Source organism: Succiniclasticum sp., from assembly GCF_056977735.1.
In genome coordinates, this window is record NZ_DBMCWA010000008.1 from 1 (window position 1) to 17,651 (window position 17,651).

13 protein-coding genes are annotated in these 17,651 nt (G+C 49.1%); 9 read left to right on the forward strand and 4 right to left on the reverse strand.

What is annotated here, in order from left to right; translation table 11 throughout:
• Nucleotides 1–308 precede the first annotated feature (308 nt).
• From trkA to larAH10 (ACZOWY_RS05760), 6 genes are all read left to right on the forward strand, one after another.
• Nucleotides 309–1,658: a Trk system potassium transporter TrkA gene (trkA, locus tag ACZOWY_RS05735; protein ID WP_484393717.1), complete on the forward strand. Its 1,350-nt coding sequence runs from the start codon at nt 309–311 to the stop codon at nt 1,656–1,658.
• A 33-nt stretch (nt 1,659–1,691) separates the two neighbouring features.
• On the forward strand, nt 1,692–3,149 hold the full coding sequence (locus tag ACZOWY_RS05740; protein WP_484393718.1) for a TrkH family potassium uptake protein: 1,458 nt from the start codon (nt 1,692–1,694) through the stop codon (nt 3,147–3,149).
• A gap of 11 nt (nt 3,150–3,160) precedes the next feature.
• A complete protein-coding gene (locus ACZOWY_RS05745; RefSeq protein ID WP_484393719.1) occupies nt 3,161–4,621 on the forward strand; it encodes a TrkH family potassium uptake protein in 1,461 nt (486 codons plus the stop codon).
• 51 nt (nt 4,622–4,672) lie between these two features.
• The gene (locus ACZOWY_RS05750) at nt 4,673–6,133 is read left to right on the forward strand and encodes a TrkH family potassium uptake protein (RefSeq protein WP_484393720.1); all 1,461 of its coding nucleotides are present in this window, start codon (nt 4,673–4,675) and stop codon (nt 6,131–6,133) included.
• Nucleotides 6,134–6,313: 180 nt separating this feature from the next.
• Entirely contained in the window at nt 6,314–7,612 is a 1,299-nt protein-coding gene (gene larAH10 / locus ACZOWY_RS05755; RefSeq protein ID WP_484393721.1) for an NPN-dependent 2-hydroxyacid racemase, LarAH10 family, read from the forward strand.
• 19 nt (nt 7,613–7,631) lie between these two features.
• A complete protein-coding gene (gene larAH10 / locus ACZOWY_RS05760) occupies nt 7,632–8,933 on the forward strand; it encodes an NPN-dependent 2-hydroxyacid racemase, LarAH10 family (protein WP_484393722.1) in 1,302 nt (433 codons plus the stop codon).
• A gap of 149 nt (nt 8,934–9,082) precedes the next feature.
• Here the strand turns inward: larAH10 (ACZOWY_RS05760) and rarD are convergent, their stop codons facing one another.
• Nucleotides 9,083–9,973: an EamA family transporter RarD gene (rarD, locus tag ACZOWY_RS05765; protein ID WP_484393723.1), complete on the reverse strand. Its 891-nt coding sequence runs from the start codon at nt 9,971–9,973 to the stop codon at nt 9,083–9,085.
• 174 nt (nt 9,974–10,147) lie between these two features.
• Between rarD and trpS the strand changes: the two genes are divergently transcribed.
• Entirely contained in the window at nt 10,148–11,182 is a 1,035-nt protein-coding gene (gene trpS, locus ACZOWY_RS05770; protein WP_484393724.1) for a tryptophan--tRNA ligase, read from the forward strand.
• A 243-nt stretch (nt 11,183–11,425) separates the two neighbouring features.
• Here the strand turns inward: trpS and ACZOWY_RS05775 are convergent, their stop codons facing one another.
• The 3 genes from ACZOWY_RS05775 to ACZOWY_RS05785 are packed head-to-tail and all read right to left on the reverse strand — an operon-like array spanning nt 11,426 to nt 14,962.
• Nucleotides 11,426–13,399 carry a TRAP transporter permease gene (locus ACZOWY_RS05775; RefSeq protein ID WP_484393809.1) on the reverse strand — a complete coding sequence of 658 codons (1,974 nt, stop codon included), beginning with the start codon at nt 13,397–13,399 and terminating at the stop codon, nt 11,426–11,428.
• 10 nt (nt 13,400–13,409) lie between these two features.
• The gene (locus ACZOWY_RS05780; RefSeq protein ID WP_484393725.1) at nt 13,410–13,913 is read right to left on the reverse strand and encodes a DUF1850 domain-containing protein; all 504 of its coding nucleotides are present in this window, start codon (nt 13,911–13,913) and stop codon (nt 13,410–13,412) included.
• 8 nt (nt 13,914–13,921) lie between these two features.
• Nucleotides 13,922–14,962 carry a TAXI family TRAP transporter solute-binding subunit gene (locus ACZOWY_RS05785; protein ID WP_484393810.1) on the reverse strand — a complete coding sequence of 347 codons (1,041 nt, stop codon included), beginning with the start codon at nt 14,960–14,962 and terminating at the stop codon, nt 13,922–13,924.
• A gap of 348 nt (nt 14,963–15,310) precedes the next feature.
• Here ACZOWY_RS05785 and ACZOWY_RS05790 point away from each other — a divergent pair, with 348 nt between their 5' ends.
• Both ACZOWY_RS05790 and ACZOWY_RS05795 read left to right on the forward strand, forming a co-directional pair.
• Nucleotides 15,311–16,177: a hypothetical protein gene (locus ACZOWY_RS05790; RefSeq protein WP_484393726.1), complete on the forward strand. Its 867-nt coding sequence runs from the start codon at nt 15,311–15,313 to the stop codon at nt 16,175–16,177.
• A gap of 95 nt (nt 16,178–16,272) precedes the next feature.
• Nucleotides 16,273–17,649 carry a sodium:solute symporter family protein gene (locus tag ACZOWY_RS05795; RefSeq protein WP_484393727.1) on the forward strand — a complete coding sequence of 459 codons (1,377 nt, stop codon included), beginning with the start codon at nt 16,273–16,275 and terminating at the stop codon, nt 17,647–17,649.
• The last annotated feature ends 2 nt before the right edge of the window (nt 17,650–17,651 follow it).

The window sequence follows — 17,651 nt, forward strand, 5'->3', positions numbered from 1 at the left end:
CAGTTAAGCTCTCACGCGTCGAAAGTACTTGGCTGGAAGCGGCCCGGGAGGATAGATTGTTGCCGGTTAAGACAGAAGCCCCCGCACAACACGTGCGGGGGCTTTTTGCGTAAGTAAAAGTAAGTGAATATGTATGAATCCGTTTTATAGTTAAAAATTCAGCTTTGATCTGGAATCTTTATTTGTAGTTATTTCTTTTATCATCCAAATGTTGTATAATTATCATGTATATTTGTGTCCATTTTTCTTCTAAATTATTAAATCTATTTTGATTTTCAAAGGATTATAGTAAGTAAGCAGGTGATTTTATGCGTATTGTAGTAGTTGGTGCCGGTAAGATGGGCTATAGTATTGCCAAGCTGCTGGCTGACGGTTCGTACGATGTTGTGGTGGTGGAACAGGATGATGAGCGCCGTCAGGTAGTAAAAGACTCCTTGGACGTTCTGACTATTCAGGGTAACGGGTGTACGCCGGATATCCTTGATATGCCGGAGGTGCGAGGTGCAGATTTTTTCATTGCCGTAACTGACAGCGATGAGGTAAACCTGGTAGCCTGCCGCATGGCGAAAGCGTTTGGCGCCCGGCATACGGTTGCCCGTGTGCGTAACGAAGAGTATACGAATTCGGAGCCGCTGTTATTGAATGAAACGCTGGGCGTGGATTTGAATTTAAATCCGGAACGAATCACGGCCAATGAAATCAGTCATATATTGATGACGCCTGCTGCGTTGGATGTGGATGATTTTGCAGATGGCAAGGTAAGAATGTTCGGTGCCAGACTTCCTAATGATTTTAAGTTCCTGGGTGTTCCGTTGAAGAATGTGAGACTGCCCGGCGGCATTCTGATTGCAATGATCTTCCGCAAGAATAAGATGATTATCCCCCACGGTGACGATATCCTGGAACCGGGTGATAACGTCTATTTTGTCGGCAGCCAGGAGGTTATTAAAAAGTTTGAAGTTAATTTTGAGGCACGTTATGATAAGCTGGAGCGCGTACTTCTGATTGGTGCGGGCCGTGCCGGACGTATGTTGGCACAGTTATTGGAAAAACAGGGAGTTTTTGTAAAAGTTATTGAAAAAGATAAGGAGCGCTGCCGGGTTTTGTCGGAGCAGCTGAATAACGGCCTGGTGCTTTGCGGAGACGGAACGGATATCGATCTGCTGACGGAAGAAGGGATTACGGAGGCGGATTGTGTCGTCTGCCTGACAGATGATGATAAACTGAATTTATTACTGGCACTGCTGGCAAAACATCTGGGCGCCAAAAAGACTATTGTACGGGTGGCGCGAAACGAATACGTGGATTTAATGGCCAAAGTCGGTGTAGACATTGCGTTATCCGCACGCATGTTAAGTGCTGCAGAGGTTATGCGCTTTGTCCGTCAGGGAGGCTTAGTATCTGTAGCACTTTTAGAGGGGGCAAAAGCGGAAGCTTTGGAATTGAATGTGCAACCCGGATGTAAAGTGGACGGGAAGACACTGATCCGGGCAAAACTGCCCCGTGAATGCCTGGTTTGCGGCATCGTGCACAAAGGAGAAGCCTCGGTTCCGAATGGGCAGAGTATGCTGAATGCCGGCGACAGGGCTATCGTTTTTGCACAGACTGAAGTAGTCCAGGATGTCATGGATATGTTTGCCGGAAGCAAAACGGTCTGATACTGATGTTAAAGATTGTGAGATAACAATTCTATGGAAGAGAAATTGGTTTTGCGCATGACGGGTCTCGTGTCCCTGGGAATGGTAATAGCTATGCTGCCTTCTCTTGGCTATGCGGTGAATCAGGAACCGGAGATGGTCGCCCCGTTTTTGGGAACGATTCTGATCGGCCTTGCCTTTGGCGCCTACGCGTTACGGACGACCTTCTCGCAGCGTAAGATGCGCCTGTCGATTCGGGGCGGTGCTGTGTTTTTAGGTTTATCCTGGCTTTATACCAGCATTTTAGGAGCTGTTCCGTATATTGCTTCAGGGGATTTTTCTGTGCCAAAGGCTTTGTTTGAAAGTGCCTCTGCCCTGACTACTACTGGTGTAAGTTCTGTATTGGAAGGCGCTCCCTATCCGTCCAGCCTTTTGTTATGGCATGATATCAGCCAGTGGCTGGGCGGTATCGGGGCCATCATTATTTTTGCTGTAATTATGCCTCAGTTAGGTTCCAGTGCGGCGAACCTGTTTTCGGCGGAAGTGCAGGGAAACTCGGCGGAACGTACAATGCCTCATATCCGGGAAGCGGTCCGTGTCCTGATTTTTTTATATGTTGGCATGACTATACTGATGACTCTCATTTTGCTGCTGCTCAGGCAGCCGCTGGAAATGGCGGTAAAGTTGGCGGCTACTTCTATTTCTACCAGCGGGTATCTGCACTACCGGACCTATCTCATGGAATGCAATAATCCTACATTGGAGCTTTTTTTAATTCTGTTTATGATTTTAGGAAGCTGTAACTTTGTGCTGTATTACCGTATGATGCAGAAACGTGTGGATGTTTTCTGGCGGGATACGGAACGAAGATGGTATTTCGGACTGATTATCGGAATCGGATTGCTGGTGACCTGGAATCTCTGGAGGAGTCATTATTATGATATTTTCCAATCGTTCCGCTATGCCTTTTTCCAGGTGACAGCCGTCATGAGTACAGCTGGTCTGGCAACACAGGATTTCAGCCACTGGCCTGCATTTAGTCGTTTGCTGCTGTTTTACGCAGCGATTATCGGCGGTTGCTCCGCTTCTACTGCAGGCGGGGTAAAGGTGTCCCGTGTGGTTGTATTATTAAAGGTCTGCTGGCAGGAAATCAAACGTACCCTTCATCCCAGGATGGTCAGTGTAATCACGATGAGCGGACGTCCGGTGCCGGTGCAGGCGATTATCGGTGTAGGCCGCTACTTCTTCCTTTATTTTATTGTATTTATTGCTCTTTCCATGCTGTATTCCCTGACTGGCAGTGATATGCTGGAATCCATGGCGACCGTTGTGGTATTTTTGAGCAACGTAGGTTCTGCCTACGGTATTATGGGAGAAGGGACCACGTTTGAAGCGCTGAGCAGTTTTGGTTATCTGATTTTGTATGTAACGATGATTATGGGCCGTATTGAATTATTTGCATTTGTAATGTTCCTGCACCCTGATTTCTGGGCGAAGAAACGCGGCTGGTAAGAGGTGTCGGCTTGGATATACGCATAGTTTTTTATTTAATGGCCCGGATGGTTTTCTGTCTGGGTGCTGTTTACTTTATTCCCTGGGGGATGTCTATGTATCTGGAAGACGGATGCGCTGACGTCTTTTTCACCTGTGTTTTTCTCTGTAACTATGTTGGATATTTGCTGAACCATTATGCCCGGTTTAACAAATATACACAGACGATCACCAACCGGGAAGGGATTGCCACAGCGACTTTTTCCTGGGTTTTATGTGCGGCACTGGCTGGAATGCCATACTGGATGACCGGAGAGCTGGATTTGTTCGCCTCATTTTTTGAGGGAATGTCTGCTGTGACGACGAATGGGGTTACTGTTATTGAAAGTTTACAGGCCTTGCCCCGCAGTGTTTTATTTTGGCGCGGTATTACGCATTGGCTTGGTGGTCTGGGTATCATCGTGATTTTTATCTCGCTGTTGCCCCGTATGGCCAGCGGAGCCTTCCATCTGTTTGTAGCAGAAGCAACGGGCTTTAATGAAGACCGCTTGCTGCCGCGGCTGCGCACTACGGCGCAGATTCTTTTTATCATCTATTCGTCCCTGACCCTGGTGGAAGCCTTTTTGCTCTTTGTTTGCGGCATGGATCTGTTTGACGCGGTCAATCATGCTATGGCTACCATAGCAACAGCGGGCTTTTCTACTTATGATAACGGTCTTATGCATTATAATAATCCGTTGTTGGAGTTGATTGTTTTCGTCTTTATGGTACTGGCAGGCGCGAATTTCGCCTTGTATTACAGGGTGTATCACAGGGGCTGGCGCGTGCTGTGGAACGATGAAGAATTTCGCTATTTTATCTATTTCGTTCTGGCAACCTCGTGCCTGATCACCCTGTCAGTATATGCAGGGACAGATGACACATTCGTAGAAGCCGTACGCCACAGTTTTTTTATGGTTGCGTCCTTTTCTTCTACCACCGGTTTTGTTTCAACCAACTATGAGCAGTGGCCGGCTATTGCCAAGCTGACCCTGATGTTGCTGTATTTCACCGGAGGCTGTGCGGGTTCTACGGCAGGCGGTATCAAAATAGCCCGTTTTGTAGTTTTGGTACGCATGACCATAGTAGAACTGAAGCGGGTATTGCATCCCAAGATGCTGTTTTCGGTAAAGTTTGAAGGCAAGCCGCTGACCATAGCGGTATTGGCCTCTATCAGCCGGTTCTTCTTCCTGTATGTAATCAGTGTCGTAGTGCTTTCCGTTCTGTTTGCAGCCACTGGTGTTCCCCTGACGGAAGCTATTTTCGGCGTGATGGCCTGTATCAGCAGCTGCGGCGCGGCTTTTGGCGGCATTGGGCTGGAAGGGGAATTTGTCCATATTTCAGATGCCGGGAAAATGGTACTGTCGCTGGCTATGCTTTTGGGGCGCCTGGAAATCTATACTGTTCTGGTCATGCTGCGCAAAGAATTCTGGCATATGAACAGCCGCTGGTGATATACAGCATTGGTTAATTAGTGTTTACCTTGCTTTTTTGGAGGTATTACATTGAATGGAAGAGTTGTTTTATATTTAATTGGGAAAATCCTGTGTTTTCTGGGAGTGGTCTTTGCCGTGCCCATGCTCCTCGGTTTTGGGTGCCAGGACGAAGGAGGGAAAATTTTTTCTGCCTGTATGGTGGCATCTTTTATAACCGGTTATGTTTTCCAGAAACAGGGCATAAAGATAAATGAATATTATAACCTTACGAATCGGGAAGGTATTTTAACGGTTGTATTGGCATGGATCGCTGCGGTTTGTTTTTCGTCTGTACCATTTGTGGCATCCGGCATGCTGCCTCCGACAGATGCATTCTTTGAAGCCATGTCAGGGCTTACGACCACTGGCGCTACGGTACTTCCGGATATTGAGATATGGCCCCGCAGTCTGTTGTTTTGGCGTGTCTGGATGCATTGGATCGGTGGATTGGGGATCATTGTCATCTTTATCGCGTTGCTGCCCAGGATCAGTGGGGGAGCAGCGCATCTTTTTAACGCGGAAAGCAGCGGCTTTGAGGGGGAAAGACTGTTGCCCCGTCTGCAGAAGACTGCCCAGGCCCTGTTCCAGATTTATATCTTTATTACAGGCTGCACCACCATCCTGCTGCTGTTCTGCGGTCTGGATCTGTATGACGCGGTGGTCCATGCCATTTCGGCAGTTGGCACCGGAGGATTCTCCAGCTATAATGACAGCATTGTTCATTTTAACAGTCTGCCTGTGGAATTGGTGCTGGGGGCAGCCATGTTCCTGGCGGGAGGAAACTTTTCTCTTTATTATAAAGTAAAATGTAACGGTCCCGGTGTGCTGTTAAAGGATGATGAATTCCATTGCTACTTATTAATGTACCTGACCTTGGTAATCCTTGTAACAGTATCACTGGCAACGGAAGGTTTTTCGCTCTTCAGAGGGTTTCGGGAAGCGTTTTTCCAGGTGGCATCCTTTATTTCCACTACCGGCTATGTTTCTGCAGATTTTGACCGGTGGCCGGCCTTTCCGAAACTTTGCCTGCTGTTGCTTTATTTTACCGGCGCCTGTGCGGGATCCACATCGGGTGGAATTAAGATTTCCCGGCTTATCGTTCTGGCCCGGGGTGTGAAGGAAGGCGTGGTAAAGGCACTGCACCCCCAGGAGGCCAGACCGATTCTGTTCAACGGGCATAAGATTGAAAACAGTGTGTTTGCTCTGGTTTTATCCTTTTTCTTTACGTATATCGTCATTTTCGTCCTGTTTTCTCTTGCAGTGACTGCTACGGGCGTGGATATTAAAACCGCGGTGACCGGTGTTCTCGCCTGTCTTAGTAGTATCGGCCCGGGTTTCGGTCCTGTTGTTGGGGCAACCGGAAATTTTACATCTCTTCCATCGGCCGCAAAATTGCTGCTGGCCTTTACCATGCTGCTGGGGCGGCTGGAGATGTATACCGTGTTGATCCTGTTCCACCGGAAGTTCTGGAACGGTCGCAGCCGGTGGTAACGTGGCAGATTTTATGATATAATATTTTATAATTTGTCTGTCTGATAACCATGTTTACATTGCAATCCTGAAGCTTTCGGCTGTGTCTTGCATCGCATTCTGTGCTGTAGCGTGCGTGCGGCATCAGTCGGGTACTCACAGATTTGTTTTTTACGTAACAGTATTGGAGGAAAACAACGTATGAAAACCTATGAATTTGCGTATGGCAAAGGAACACAGAAAGTTGATCTTCCGGAAGAGCATATCATTTACGATCTGCACGGGAAAGAGGTAGCTGTGGAAAAGGATATTGCAGCGGCTGCGTTTAAGGCGATGCGCAATCCCATCGACAGCAAGCCTCTGGCAAAGATTGTAAAACCCGGGGAAAAAGTTGCCATCGTGGTAAGCGATGAGACGCGCCTGTGTTATACGGATCAGTTCCTGCCGGTGATTGTAAAAGAATTAAACGAACAGGGAATCCCTGACCGTGATATTGATATTGTCATTGCCACTGGAACACATCGGGCGCAGACGCCGGAAGAGGATGTTCTGGTATTGGGAGAAGAAATGGTAAAACGGTTCCGTGTTCATCAGCATGATTGCAGGGACACGGAAAACCTTGTGTATAAAGGAACGACGTCCGGAGGTAACAAAGTTTTTATTAATAAAATCGTGGCCAATGCGGACAAGGTGATTGCTACCGGTGCTGTGACCCTGCATCCCATGGCCGGTTTTGGCGGTGGACGTAAGGCCATCGTGCCCGGTGTGGCGGGACTGGAGACAATTAATCACAATCACGTGCTGGCATTGGCGGAAAAGCCGGGAGATGGCTGTAACCCGAATGTAACTACGGCAAAACTGGAAGGGAATCCGTTCCATGAAGACCTGATGGAATGTGTGGAATTTGTGAATCCGGACTTCTTGTTAGACGTGGTTCTGACCAGTGACGGGGAACTGTATGAAGTAGTAGCCGGTAACTGGAAGTCCGCATTTTATAAAGGATGCAGGGACTTATTGGAAATCAGCGGTATTCCCATTAAAGAACTGGCGGATGTGGTCATTGCCAGCGGCGGCGGCTATCCCAAGGACATCAACCTGTACCAGGGTACCAAGAGCCATATGAACGTAGCGGACGCGGTGAAACCAGGCGGTATCGCCATCATCATGCTGGAATGCCCGGACATCAAAGAACCGGCCGTGTTTACGGACTGGCTGATCAAGAGCGATTTGAAAAAAACGGAGCAGGAAGTGCGGGACAACTTCTACATGGCTGCCTTTGTCGCCTACAAGAGCCGCTGCATCATCGAAGACCATACCGTGTATCTGGTGACCCGCAAGGAAAACTTTGATTTTGTCCGCCGGACCGGACAGATTCCGGTGGAAACCGTGGCGGAAGCCTGGAAGCTGGCACAGGAAAAACTGGAAGCAGAAGGTAAGACGAATTACACGATTACGCTGATGGGTCATGCACCTGTGACGCTGCCGGTACTGTCGGAGTAAAGGAAAGGGTGTTAACTGCATGGAATACAGAGTTCCTTACGGAAAAGGAGAACAGGTTGTTGAACTGCCAGAAGAACATGTGGCACAGATACTGCTGCCGCCTGTAATCGATAAACCGCAAACAGTAGAAAAGCTGATGGAAGAGGCTCTGTCCCATCCTATTGGTACACCAACGTTAGACAGATTGGTGAAAGCCGGGGATCAAGTGGTTCTCATTGTCAGCGATATCACCCGGGCCTGGGCCCGCTTTGATCTGTTCCTTCCGATTCTTGTTGACAAACTGAACCAGCTTGGGGTGTCAGATGGGGATATCAGCATCATCATCGCTACCGGAAAGCATCGCCTGAATTCCGATCAAGAGAAAGAAGAAATCATTGGCAGCGACCTGTTCCGTCGGATCAGAGTGTATGACCATAATCCGGCCACAGAAGCCTGCGTGTTTCTGGGTACCACAAAGCGAGGGACGCCGGTGTGGATCAACAAACAGGTGGCGGCTGCCGACAAGGTGATTCTTACCGGAGGTCTTTCTCCTCACATTTATGCCGGTTTCGGTGGCGGCCGTAAAAGCGTTTTACCCGGGGTTGCGGGAGTGGAATCTATCAATCACAACCACAATATGGCGCTCACGGATGAAATCGGTGGCGGGGTGAATCCGGATACCAGCATCATGCGGCACTTGGGAAACCGGCTCAGCGAAGACATGTGCGACGTGGCGGCTTTCCTGAACCCCTGCTTTATGGTGAACGCAATCATGGACGCAGAAGGGAACTTCTATAGGATCATGGCAGGCCACTGGTACGAGGCCTGGCTGCAGGGCACGGAAGAAGTCATGAAGCTGCAGGGCGTGGCCCTGAAAGAAAAGAGCGACGTGGTCATCGTATCCGGCGGAGGGTACCCCAGGGATATCAGTCTGTACCAGGGTATGAAATGCTACGCACCGGGGGCTGCGGCCCTGAAAGAGGGCGGTATCCTGATAGCGGTGCTGCGCTGTCAGGACATGACAGAACCGCCTGCCTTTTTTGACAGCTTCCGCTACACGGATCTGAAACAGATGGAACTGGACGTGCGGGCTGACTTTACGGTTCCGTTCTATGTAGCCTTTTACATGTGCTGCCTGGCACGGCATTTTACGATTATTCTGGTAACAGAGCCGGAAAATTTTGCCAACGCGAAGAAAACCGGGGCGATACCTGCGGCAACACTGCAAGAAGCGTGGAAACTGGCAGAAGAAAAACTGCAAGAGCAGGGCAAAACGGACTACACCGTCAACATTATGCCCTACGGAGGTGACACGTTGCCGGTGCTGACTACGGAAAAATGAGCTTTAAAGAAGAAAGTCGGAAAACATAACTGATGGGAATATAAAAAATAAGGCCGGTCAATGTGTCTAAATTACGTAAACACATTGATCGGCATTTTTGTATGAGAAGGGGATTACAGGAAAAATACATGCTGAAGGCAGCCGGGTTCTTACGACCGGCTCGCCTTCCATTCCGAGATCGTGAACACGATTAGGGCCAGCCAGATAAACCCGAAGGTGAACAGCTGAGTTGTGCCAAAAGGTTCGTTGAAAAAGAAAATTCCCAGAAGGAGAGTCATGGAAGGGCTGATGTACTGGAAGAAGCCAAGCACGTTCAGGGGCAAAAGGTTGGCACCGTAAGAAAACAGAATCAGCGGTACTGCGGTGGCAATCCCGCAGCCGGCGAGGAGCAAGCTGAGGAGTGGCGTTGCCGGGCCGAAATGGGCGGCGCCGGTAGCCGTAAGGTTTGCCACATAATAAAACGCAAAGGGAAAAAGCAACAGTGTTTCCAATGTAATACTGGTAAAGGGATTCAACTTCAGCATCTTCTTTAACGCGCCGTAGCTGCCAAAAGTGAGGGCCAAAGCTACAGATACCCAGGGCAGCTTGCCTATCTGCCAGGTCATCAGAAAAATACCGGTGGCGGCCAGGACGATGCTGAGTTTTTTAGGCGCCGACAGATTTTCGCCGAAAATCGCCACGCCGAAGAGTACGTTTACCAGCGGGTTGATATAGTACCCGATACTGGTCTCGATGACATGATTGTGATTGACGGCCCAGATATAGGTGAGCCAGTTCACGCTTATGATAACAGCGGCAGCCACCAGCAGGGTGCCGCGCTTTTTGTTCTGCCACAGTTCGCGGCAGTCCTTTTTTAACAGATCCAACCGCCGGGTTACGACCAGTACGATCAGCATAAAGACCACCGACCAGAGAACACGGTGGGCCAGTATTTCGTTGGCCTCCGCCTCTGCCAGCATGTGCCAGTACAGGGGCAGGATACCCCAGAGGGCGTAACAGCCGAAGGCCGCCAGATAACCGAAATGTTTGTTTTGCTGCATGGATATCCTTCTTTCGGATAGAGAATTCTATCTAATCATACTATCTCATTGATTTTTTTGCAATGTTTGTTGTCAATTTCTCCGGATTTATTATATAATATATTTATTATACAACGCATTCGTAGTTATACAGGCATTTGCATATTCAGAATTTACAGATTGGAGTGTTACAACTTGACAGAAGAAATAAAGCAGGAAGTACAGAAACCGGAAAAGAAAAAGAGTATCCTCAGCGGTATCCAGCCTACGGGTGTGTTTACGCTGGGCAATTATATTGGCGCGGTGCGCAATTGGCAGCAGCTGCAGGAAGATTATCAGTGTGCGTATTTTATTGCGGATCTGCATTCTTTAACAGTGCGGCAGGAAGCGGCAAAACTGCGTAAACAGAGCCTTGAAGCGTTTGCCCTGCTGCTGGCCTGCGGAATTGATCCGCAGAAGAGCCTGCTGTTCATTCAGAGCCATGTCCATAATCATGCGGAATTGGGCTGGATCCTGGCATGCAATTCCCTGTTCGGGGAACTGTCCCGTATGACCCAGTTTAAGGATAAATCAGCAAAACATGCAGACAACATTAACGCCGGGTTGTTTACGTATCCGTCGCTGATGGCTGCGGATATTCTGTTGTATCAGGCAGACTACGTACCTGTGGGAGCTGATCAGACGCAGCATCTTGAATTTACCCGTAACGTAGCCCAGCGTTTTAATAACCTGTACGGTAATACCTTTAAGCTTCCGGAAGCCTATCTGCCGCCGGAGGGGGCCAAGATTATGTCCCTGCAGGAACCGTCTAAGAAAATGTCCAAATCGGACACGAATCCGAAAGCATTCATTTCCATACTGGACGACCACGATACCATTATCCGCAAATTCCGCAGTGCCGTTACTGACAGCGAAGCCAAGGTCATGTTCAAAGAAGGGAAAGACGGGATCAATAATCTGATGACCATTTATTCTGTTGTGACCGGCAGGAGCTACGAACAGATTGAAGACGAATTCACGGGAAAAGGTTACGGTGATTTCAAACTGGCAGTTGGGGAAGCGGTATCTGAAGAACTGCGCCCGGTACGGGAAAACTTTGCCCGCCTGATGAAGGACAAGGCGTATTTGGAAGAAACCTACAAGGCCGGTGCTGAAACAGCGCAGCGCATTTCGGACCGGACCCTGACAAAGGTGAAGAAAAAAGTGGGCCTGCTGGCCAGCCCGTTTTAATAACAGTGTGAAACAAACAGGAAATTATAGATCAATCAGCGTTTCCTGTGTCTGATAAGATGAAAAACGAAAATTGAATCTTATGTACTTGAAGGAAGAGAGCAGCCTTACCAGGCTGTTCTTTTTTATGGGGGTAACCGGATTCATTAGCTTTCGGATCAGAGGAGAATATTTATAATACCTTGTAAAGAAAAAAGCAGAATGATTAAAAACCATTCTGCTTTTGGATAAAAAATGATGTACTTAACTGTTCTGACTTTTCTGTTCTGCCTTCTGACGTTTCTTCTGCAGGAAGAGTATCAGCGCCAGCACGGCGATACCGATGATGTCGGTCTCAACGCCAGGCTTCATCAGTAACAGGGCACCGGCAGCCGCAATGATCCGGAGCCAGGCTGGCATAAAGGTGAAAATGTAGCCTTCGACTGCAGTACCGATCAGGAATACGCCCACGCAGGCGGTACCGGCCGTCAGCAGGCCTTCTGCCAGGGTGGTATTAATCAACATCAGCTGTGGCGAATACACAAACATGAACGGGACGATAAACCCGGCAATGGCCAGTTTGACCGAAGCTACACCTGTCATCATGGGATTGCCTCCGGAAAGACCGGCGGCAGCGAAAGAAGCCAGAGCGACCGGCGGGGTCAGGTTGGCGAACATGGCGTAGTAGAAGGAGAACATGTGAGCAGCACCTGCCGGGATGTTCAGTTTTGCCAAAGCCGGAGCTGCAATAGTCGCTGTAATAATATAGGCCGGAATAGAGGGAAGGCCCATGCCAAGGATCATACAGGTGATCATGGTGAAAATCAGGGTAAAGAGGATGCTGGTTTTACCGAGGGAGATGATGGTGTTGGCCATGGTAAGCCCGAACCCGGTCTTGGAGCATACGCCGATGATAATGCCCACGCAGGCGCAGGCAACGGCTACAGAAACCGTCTGCTTGGCGCCGTCAGCGAGGGCGTCAAGCAAATCCTTCAGGGACATGCGGGTCTCTTTCCGGATAAAGGAAACCAGAATTGTAACCACGATGGTCAGCACCGCGGAGAAAATAACGGTCGTACCGGAAAAGAACAACATGTACAGCAGGAAGAAAACGGGAATCAGCAGATGGCTGCGCTTCGCCATAACGTCACCGGTCTTGGGCAGTTTGTCCTTGGGCAGGCCGGTAAGGCCGTCCTTACAGGCGCGCAGGTGTACCTGGATGATGATGCTCAGGTAGTACAGCAGTGCGGGGATGGCAGCCCAGGTGATGATGTTGGAGTAGGGCACGCTGATCATTTCAGCCATGATGAAGGCTGCGGCGCCCATGATAGGCGGCAACAACTGTCCACCTACGGAAGCCGAGGCTTCCACCGCACCGGCAAACTCTTTGGAGTAGCCGGTTTTTTTCATCAGCGGGATGGTGAAGGCACCGGTGGTTACCACGTTAGCTACAGCGGAACCGTTGATGGAGCCCAGAAAGCCGGAGGCGATGACCGCGACCTTAGCAGGACCGCCTTTCGTGTGTCCTGCCAGGGCCAGCGCAATATCATTGAAGAACTGGCCCATACCGCATTTGTGCATGACAGTGCCGAACAGGATGAACAGGAAAATGTAGCTGGCTGCGACGCTGACTGATGTGCCGTAGATACCTTCCGTGTTGGCGAAGAAATGATTGGACAGAGAAGGCCAGTCGTAGCCCCGGTGCATGAACATGCCGGGAAATTCACGGCCGAAGAGTCCGTATACAATAAAGACCAAGGACAGGATTGTCAGGGCATTGCCCGTGACCCGGCGTGAACATTCCAGAACCAGCACTACCAGCAACGTGGCCATGAACAAGTCTGTCTGGTTCGGGTTGCCGGCCCGTTCCACTACGCCCAGATAATCGTGCCAGATGTAAAAGGGAACAGTGAAACAAAGTAACGCCAAAATCCAGTCAATTATAGAAGGCTTGGAGTGGTCGCTGCTTTTGAAGCAGGGGTACATCAAAAAGCCCATGGCGGTAATCATCGCTACGTGAAGGGAACGGTGTACCAGCGTTACCGGAGGTCCGAAAGATGCGGTGTACAGATGGTAACCGGAAACCAGCAGGCAGAGGATGTAAAAGAATTTCGCCATCTTGCCGGTAAATTTGCGGGTGGCGGATTCCTTGTCCAGTTTCTTTACAATCTCCTGTGACTTGGCTTCCAGTTCCTGCTGGGTCTTTTTGTCTAAAAATTCATGTTCATTTGTAGTCATTTCGTTAGTATTATTGATGTTTTTCTCTTCCATCAAAATACCTCCTTTTCACGATTGCCAGATTGACCCGCGTATGCTCGGGAAGGGTTGCCCCCTGGGCGATGAGCCGGTCGTTAAGCTTAATGTCGCGGGTGGCAAAATGTGAATTGATCCAGGTAAACTCATGGAAAACCTGGTTGATATTGCCCATATAGATCATGCCGTCTTTGATCCAGACTTTGGTTCCCTTGTTCTCGGGAATGCCGGCCCCAAAGGCGGGGAAGGCGATTGTGTCCAGAATCAGATCATGGTTGGCGTCAATGTGGTAGTATTCATGCCAGGGGATTTTCTCCCACGAATGAATCCAGCCAAAGAAAAGCTTGTCGCCCTCTTTGGCTGGTACTTCAACATAAATTTCTTTGGTCTGGTAATCATAGATCCGGAGCACGGTCTGCGCCGAATATTCATTGAACACAAACAAAGAAGCGAGAACAAGAAAAAATACGGCAAGCAGCTTTATGTATTTTTTCTTCATTTCATTTATTATTTCAGGATGCCTTTATCCTTATAGAATTTCTCTGCGCCCGGATGGAGCTGTACGGAGGTGCCTTTCAGGCCGCGCAGCGCGGTATCCAGTTTGATTTCCCGTTTGGCGGTTGCATGGGATGCGCCAATGGTAGCCAGGCCTTTTTCGGAGTAGAAGCCATCCAGCAGGTCATATACTACTGCGTCCGGTAATTTCTTGGAAACCAACATGATGTTCATTACGGCTGCGGTGGTGGTGTCCGCATCAGTTCCGTAGGTAGCTTTCGGAATCTTCCATTCAACGTAGAACGGATATTTTTTGGTCAGGTTCTGTAATGCTTCGCCTTCTACCGGGACGAATACGATTTTCTTGGTGGTGCCCAGTTCTTTAATGGTAGCGTTGCCCAGACCGGAGGTTACGAACGCAACATCGCACTGGCCGTTCTTCATCTGGTCGATGGCTTCGCCGTAAGACAGGTAGTCGACTTTGGCGTCTTTGTAGGTCATGCCGTTGGCTTCAAAGATCATGCGGGCATTCAGTTCTACACCGGAATTCGGTGCGCCTACGCCGACTCTCTTGCCTTTGATATCTTTAAAGGATTTGATGCCGGAATCAGAAGTAGTAACAATCTGTACCACGTTCGGCCACAGGCCCATCATGGCACGCAGGTCGGTAGCTTTCGGTTTGCCTTCGTAAGCGCCGAAACCTTCCACGGCCTGGATAACAGAGTCAGACATGGCAATGGCCAGTTCGCCCTTGCCCGTCAGGATGGCGTTGATGTTTTCGCCGGTAGCACCGGTAGCCGTAGCGCTGGTCTTGTAGCCCATTTCACCCACAACCTTGGAGAACGCGCCGCCAATCGGGAAGTAAATACCGCTGGTAGGACCGGTCAGCACCGTGATAAACTCTTTGCTGCGGTCTACTTTAGCCGTTGCGGTAGCAGCCGGTTTCGCGCCGTCTTTCGGGGCGTCTTTCTTCTTGTCTCCGCCGCCGCAGGCTGCAACGCTTAGAGCCAGTGCTGCGATCATAGCGGCGCTCACAATTTTTTTCATCATAATTCTCTTCCCCCTTTTTGCGATAGCATAATTGTTGCTGAATCCGGAAACATTTGTTCTTTCATTGATTGTTCAGGCAATCTTACAGAACGGGTGTTTCCTTTTAATGCTATAAATAGCATATTACTGTATAAATTATATCATATTTATAACCTATTGTGTTAATCCGGGAATATTTTTTTATGTTTTTTATAAAAATGAAAAACTTTTGTTGCAGGTGAAACAAAACGGAGCAGGAACAAAATGTTCATCAGGTTCCGCGTGATAATATTTAATTGAAGTTTTCTTAATTAAACTCTCTTTTCGTGTTATAATATGCATTAACATTAATACCATACAGGAGGCAAAGAAATGCGAAAGAGAGTAAAGAGACATTTCATCCGTTTTGCAAGTTTGATTTCTGTCTGCCTGCTGTCACTGTTCCTGTTCGGCAGTTTCGGCTGCGCCCAGGATAAGTCCATTGTGTTTGATTACGCGTCCCAGCCGGAAGAGTTTGTGGTAAAACTGAAGCCGAACCGGAAATATACAATTGTAAGGGGAAAAGATTCGTTTCCTTTTTCCCTGGCTTTGAAAAATGATATAATCGGCGATCACGGAACATCCCACCTGATTTGGAATCGGATTGACAGGAAAGCGAATATGTTGCGCGCGAAAGAACGGGTACCGTACCTGATTCATGCTGACGGGAAAGACTATTTATATATCTACGGTGCCGGAAGCGGCGATTTGAATTTTATTGAGCTTTCCGATACGAACAGTGTGAAGGGAGCCGATAACGCCCAGCTGTATTTTTATGAGGAACCGAAGGATCCGAACAATCTTCCTGTCCGGATCAGCATTTCTGTGCTGGGGCCGGCAGCTTCAGAACTGCGCTATCATGTAGGGAAGCTAGGCAAGCCTACGCCCAATGAGGATCCGGAAGGGTACCGCTATTGTGTCGAAGCAGACCGGAAAGAAAAACTTGTGACGACGAAAGACGCACAGGTCCTGATTTTTGCAAATGCAGAGACAACCGAAGGGAAAGTGGAAACGCTTCCTTCCGGCAGCGTGTTTACAAGATTGCGCACCAGCAAAGGGCTCTATACAGACCTGCTGTTAGAGGATGGCCGGGTAATCCGGGTAAAAGAACGGTATCTGTTCAGCGAGCCCCATGCCATAATGGATGTAACAGATTTTGCGGACAAACCGTTTGAGTATAAGGTGCTAAAAAATAAATAAAGATGAATGCGTCGGCAAAACTCGTTTTGTGAAAAATTATTTTGTTAATATAGCGGGAACATATATAGTATCCTGAAAGTTTGGAGGCCTTTTTCTTGACGTTAGATATTACGTTTCTTCATTTGATTATCATGCTGCTGACAATAGCAGTAGTGATTTTTGGCGGTATTTATGCTGCGCGGGCGGTAAAGAGTGCGGAGGGTTACAGCCTGGGCGGCCGCAGCGCCGGGTTCCATCTGGTAGCGGGAAGCATCGCGGGGACAGTTATCGGTGGCGGTGCCACGGTGGGCACGGCCCAGATGGCTTCTACGGTGGGCCTTTCAGCCTGGTGGTTCACCCTGTCCAGCGGTATTACTTTTATTGTCATGGGATTTTTATATGCCCGCCCCCTGCGAAAAACGGGGCTTGAGACCATTTCCCAATATCTTGTGCTGAATTACGGAAAGACGACCGGCTCCATTGCCAGCTGGGTGACTACCATTGGCATATTCTTCAGTGTGGTGTCCAGTTGTTTGCCTGGTATTGGTATCATTTGTGCCGTGTTTGGAGTGTCTGTCTGGACGGCAGCTTTGATTCTGATCCTGTTAGTTGCCAGCTATGTGTTTTTTGGAGGCATGAAGAGCGCCGGGGTGGGCGGCATACTGAAGATGCTGATCCTGTTTGCCAGCCTGTTTGTGGCAGGATGGGCAGCCTTTTGGGCAATTCATACGGACCCCGCAATTAACGCAGCGTTACCGGATTTCCCCTGGTTCAGCATGGTGGGAAACGGGGTCGGCAGTGCGGCATCGAACCTGCTTTCCGTATTTGTTGGAATCATTTGCACCCAGACATATATTCAGGCTCTTTTCTCTGCTAAAGATCCGGCGACAGCTTCTTACGGGGCCTTTGCTGCGGCCTTGGTTGCCATCCCGGTAGGTCTTCCCTGCGCTATGATCGGCATGTACATGCACGCGGTGGAACCTGATGTGTTGCCGCTGCTGGTACTTCCTACGTATCTTTTGCACCATCAGCCGGCCCTTATCGGCGGCATGGCCATGGGCGGTATCATCATTTCCCTTATCAGTTCCATCGGCGGCCAGTCTCTGGGGATGGGGACCATTATTTCCAAAGATATCCTGGCGCCTCTGTTCAATATTAAGAAAGACAGCACCCTGTTAAAACTGAACCGCTTTACCTGTGTCCTGATCATGGTCATCGGATGCATTTTTTCTATTATTTACCGAGATACCCAGATTTTGTTCTGGAACTATTTATCCATGGGACTAAGGGGCGGCGGCATCTTTCTGCCTCTTACGCTGGCTGTGTTCAGACCCAGGTGCGTCAGCGGCAGATGGGTGGTCATCTCCATGGTGGCCAGTACGGCGGTTGCAATTGTTGCCACGATTATGCAAACCTCTGTTAAACCCATGTTCCTTGCGGTGGGGGTGAGCCTGCTTCTGTTGCTGCCGGGAATGGCAGGTAAGAAAGGGTGAGA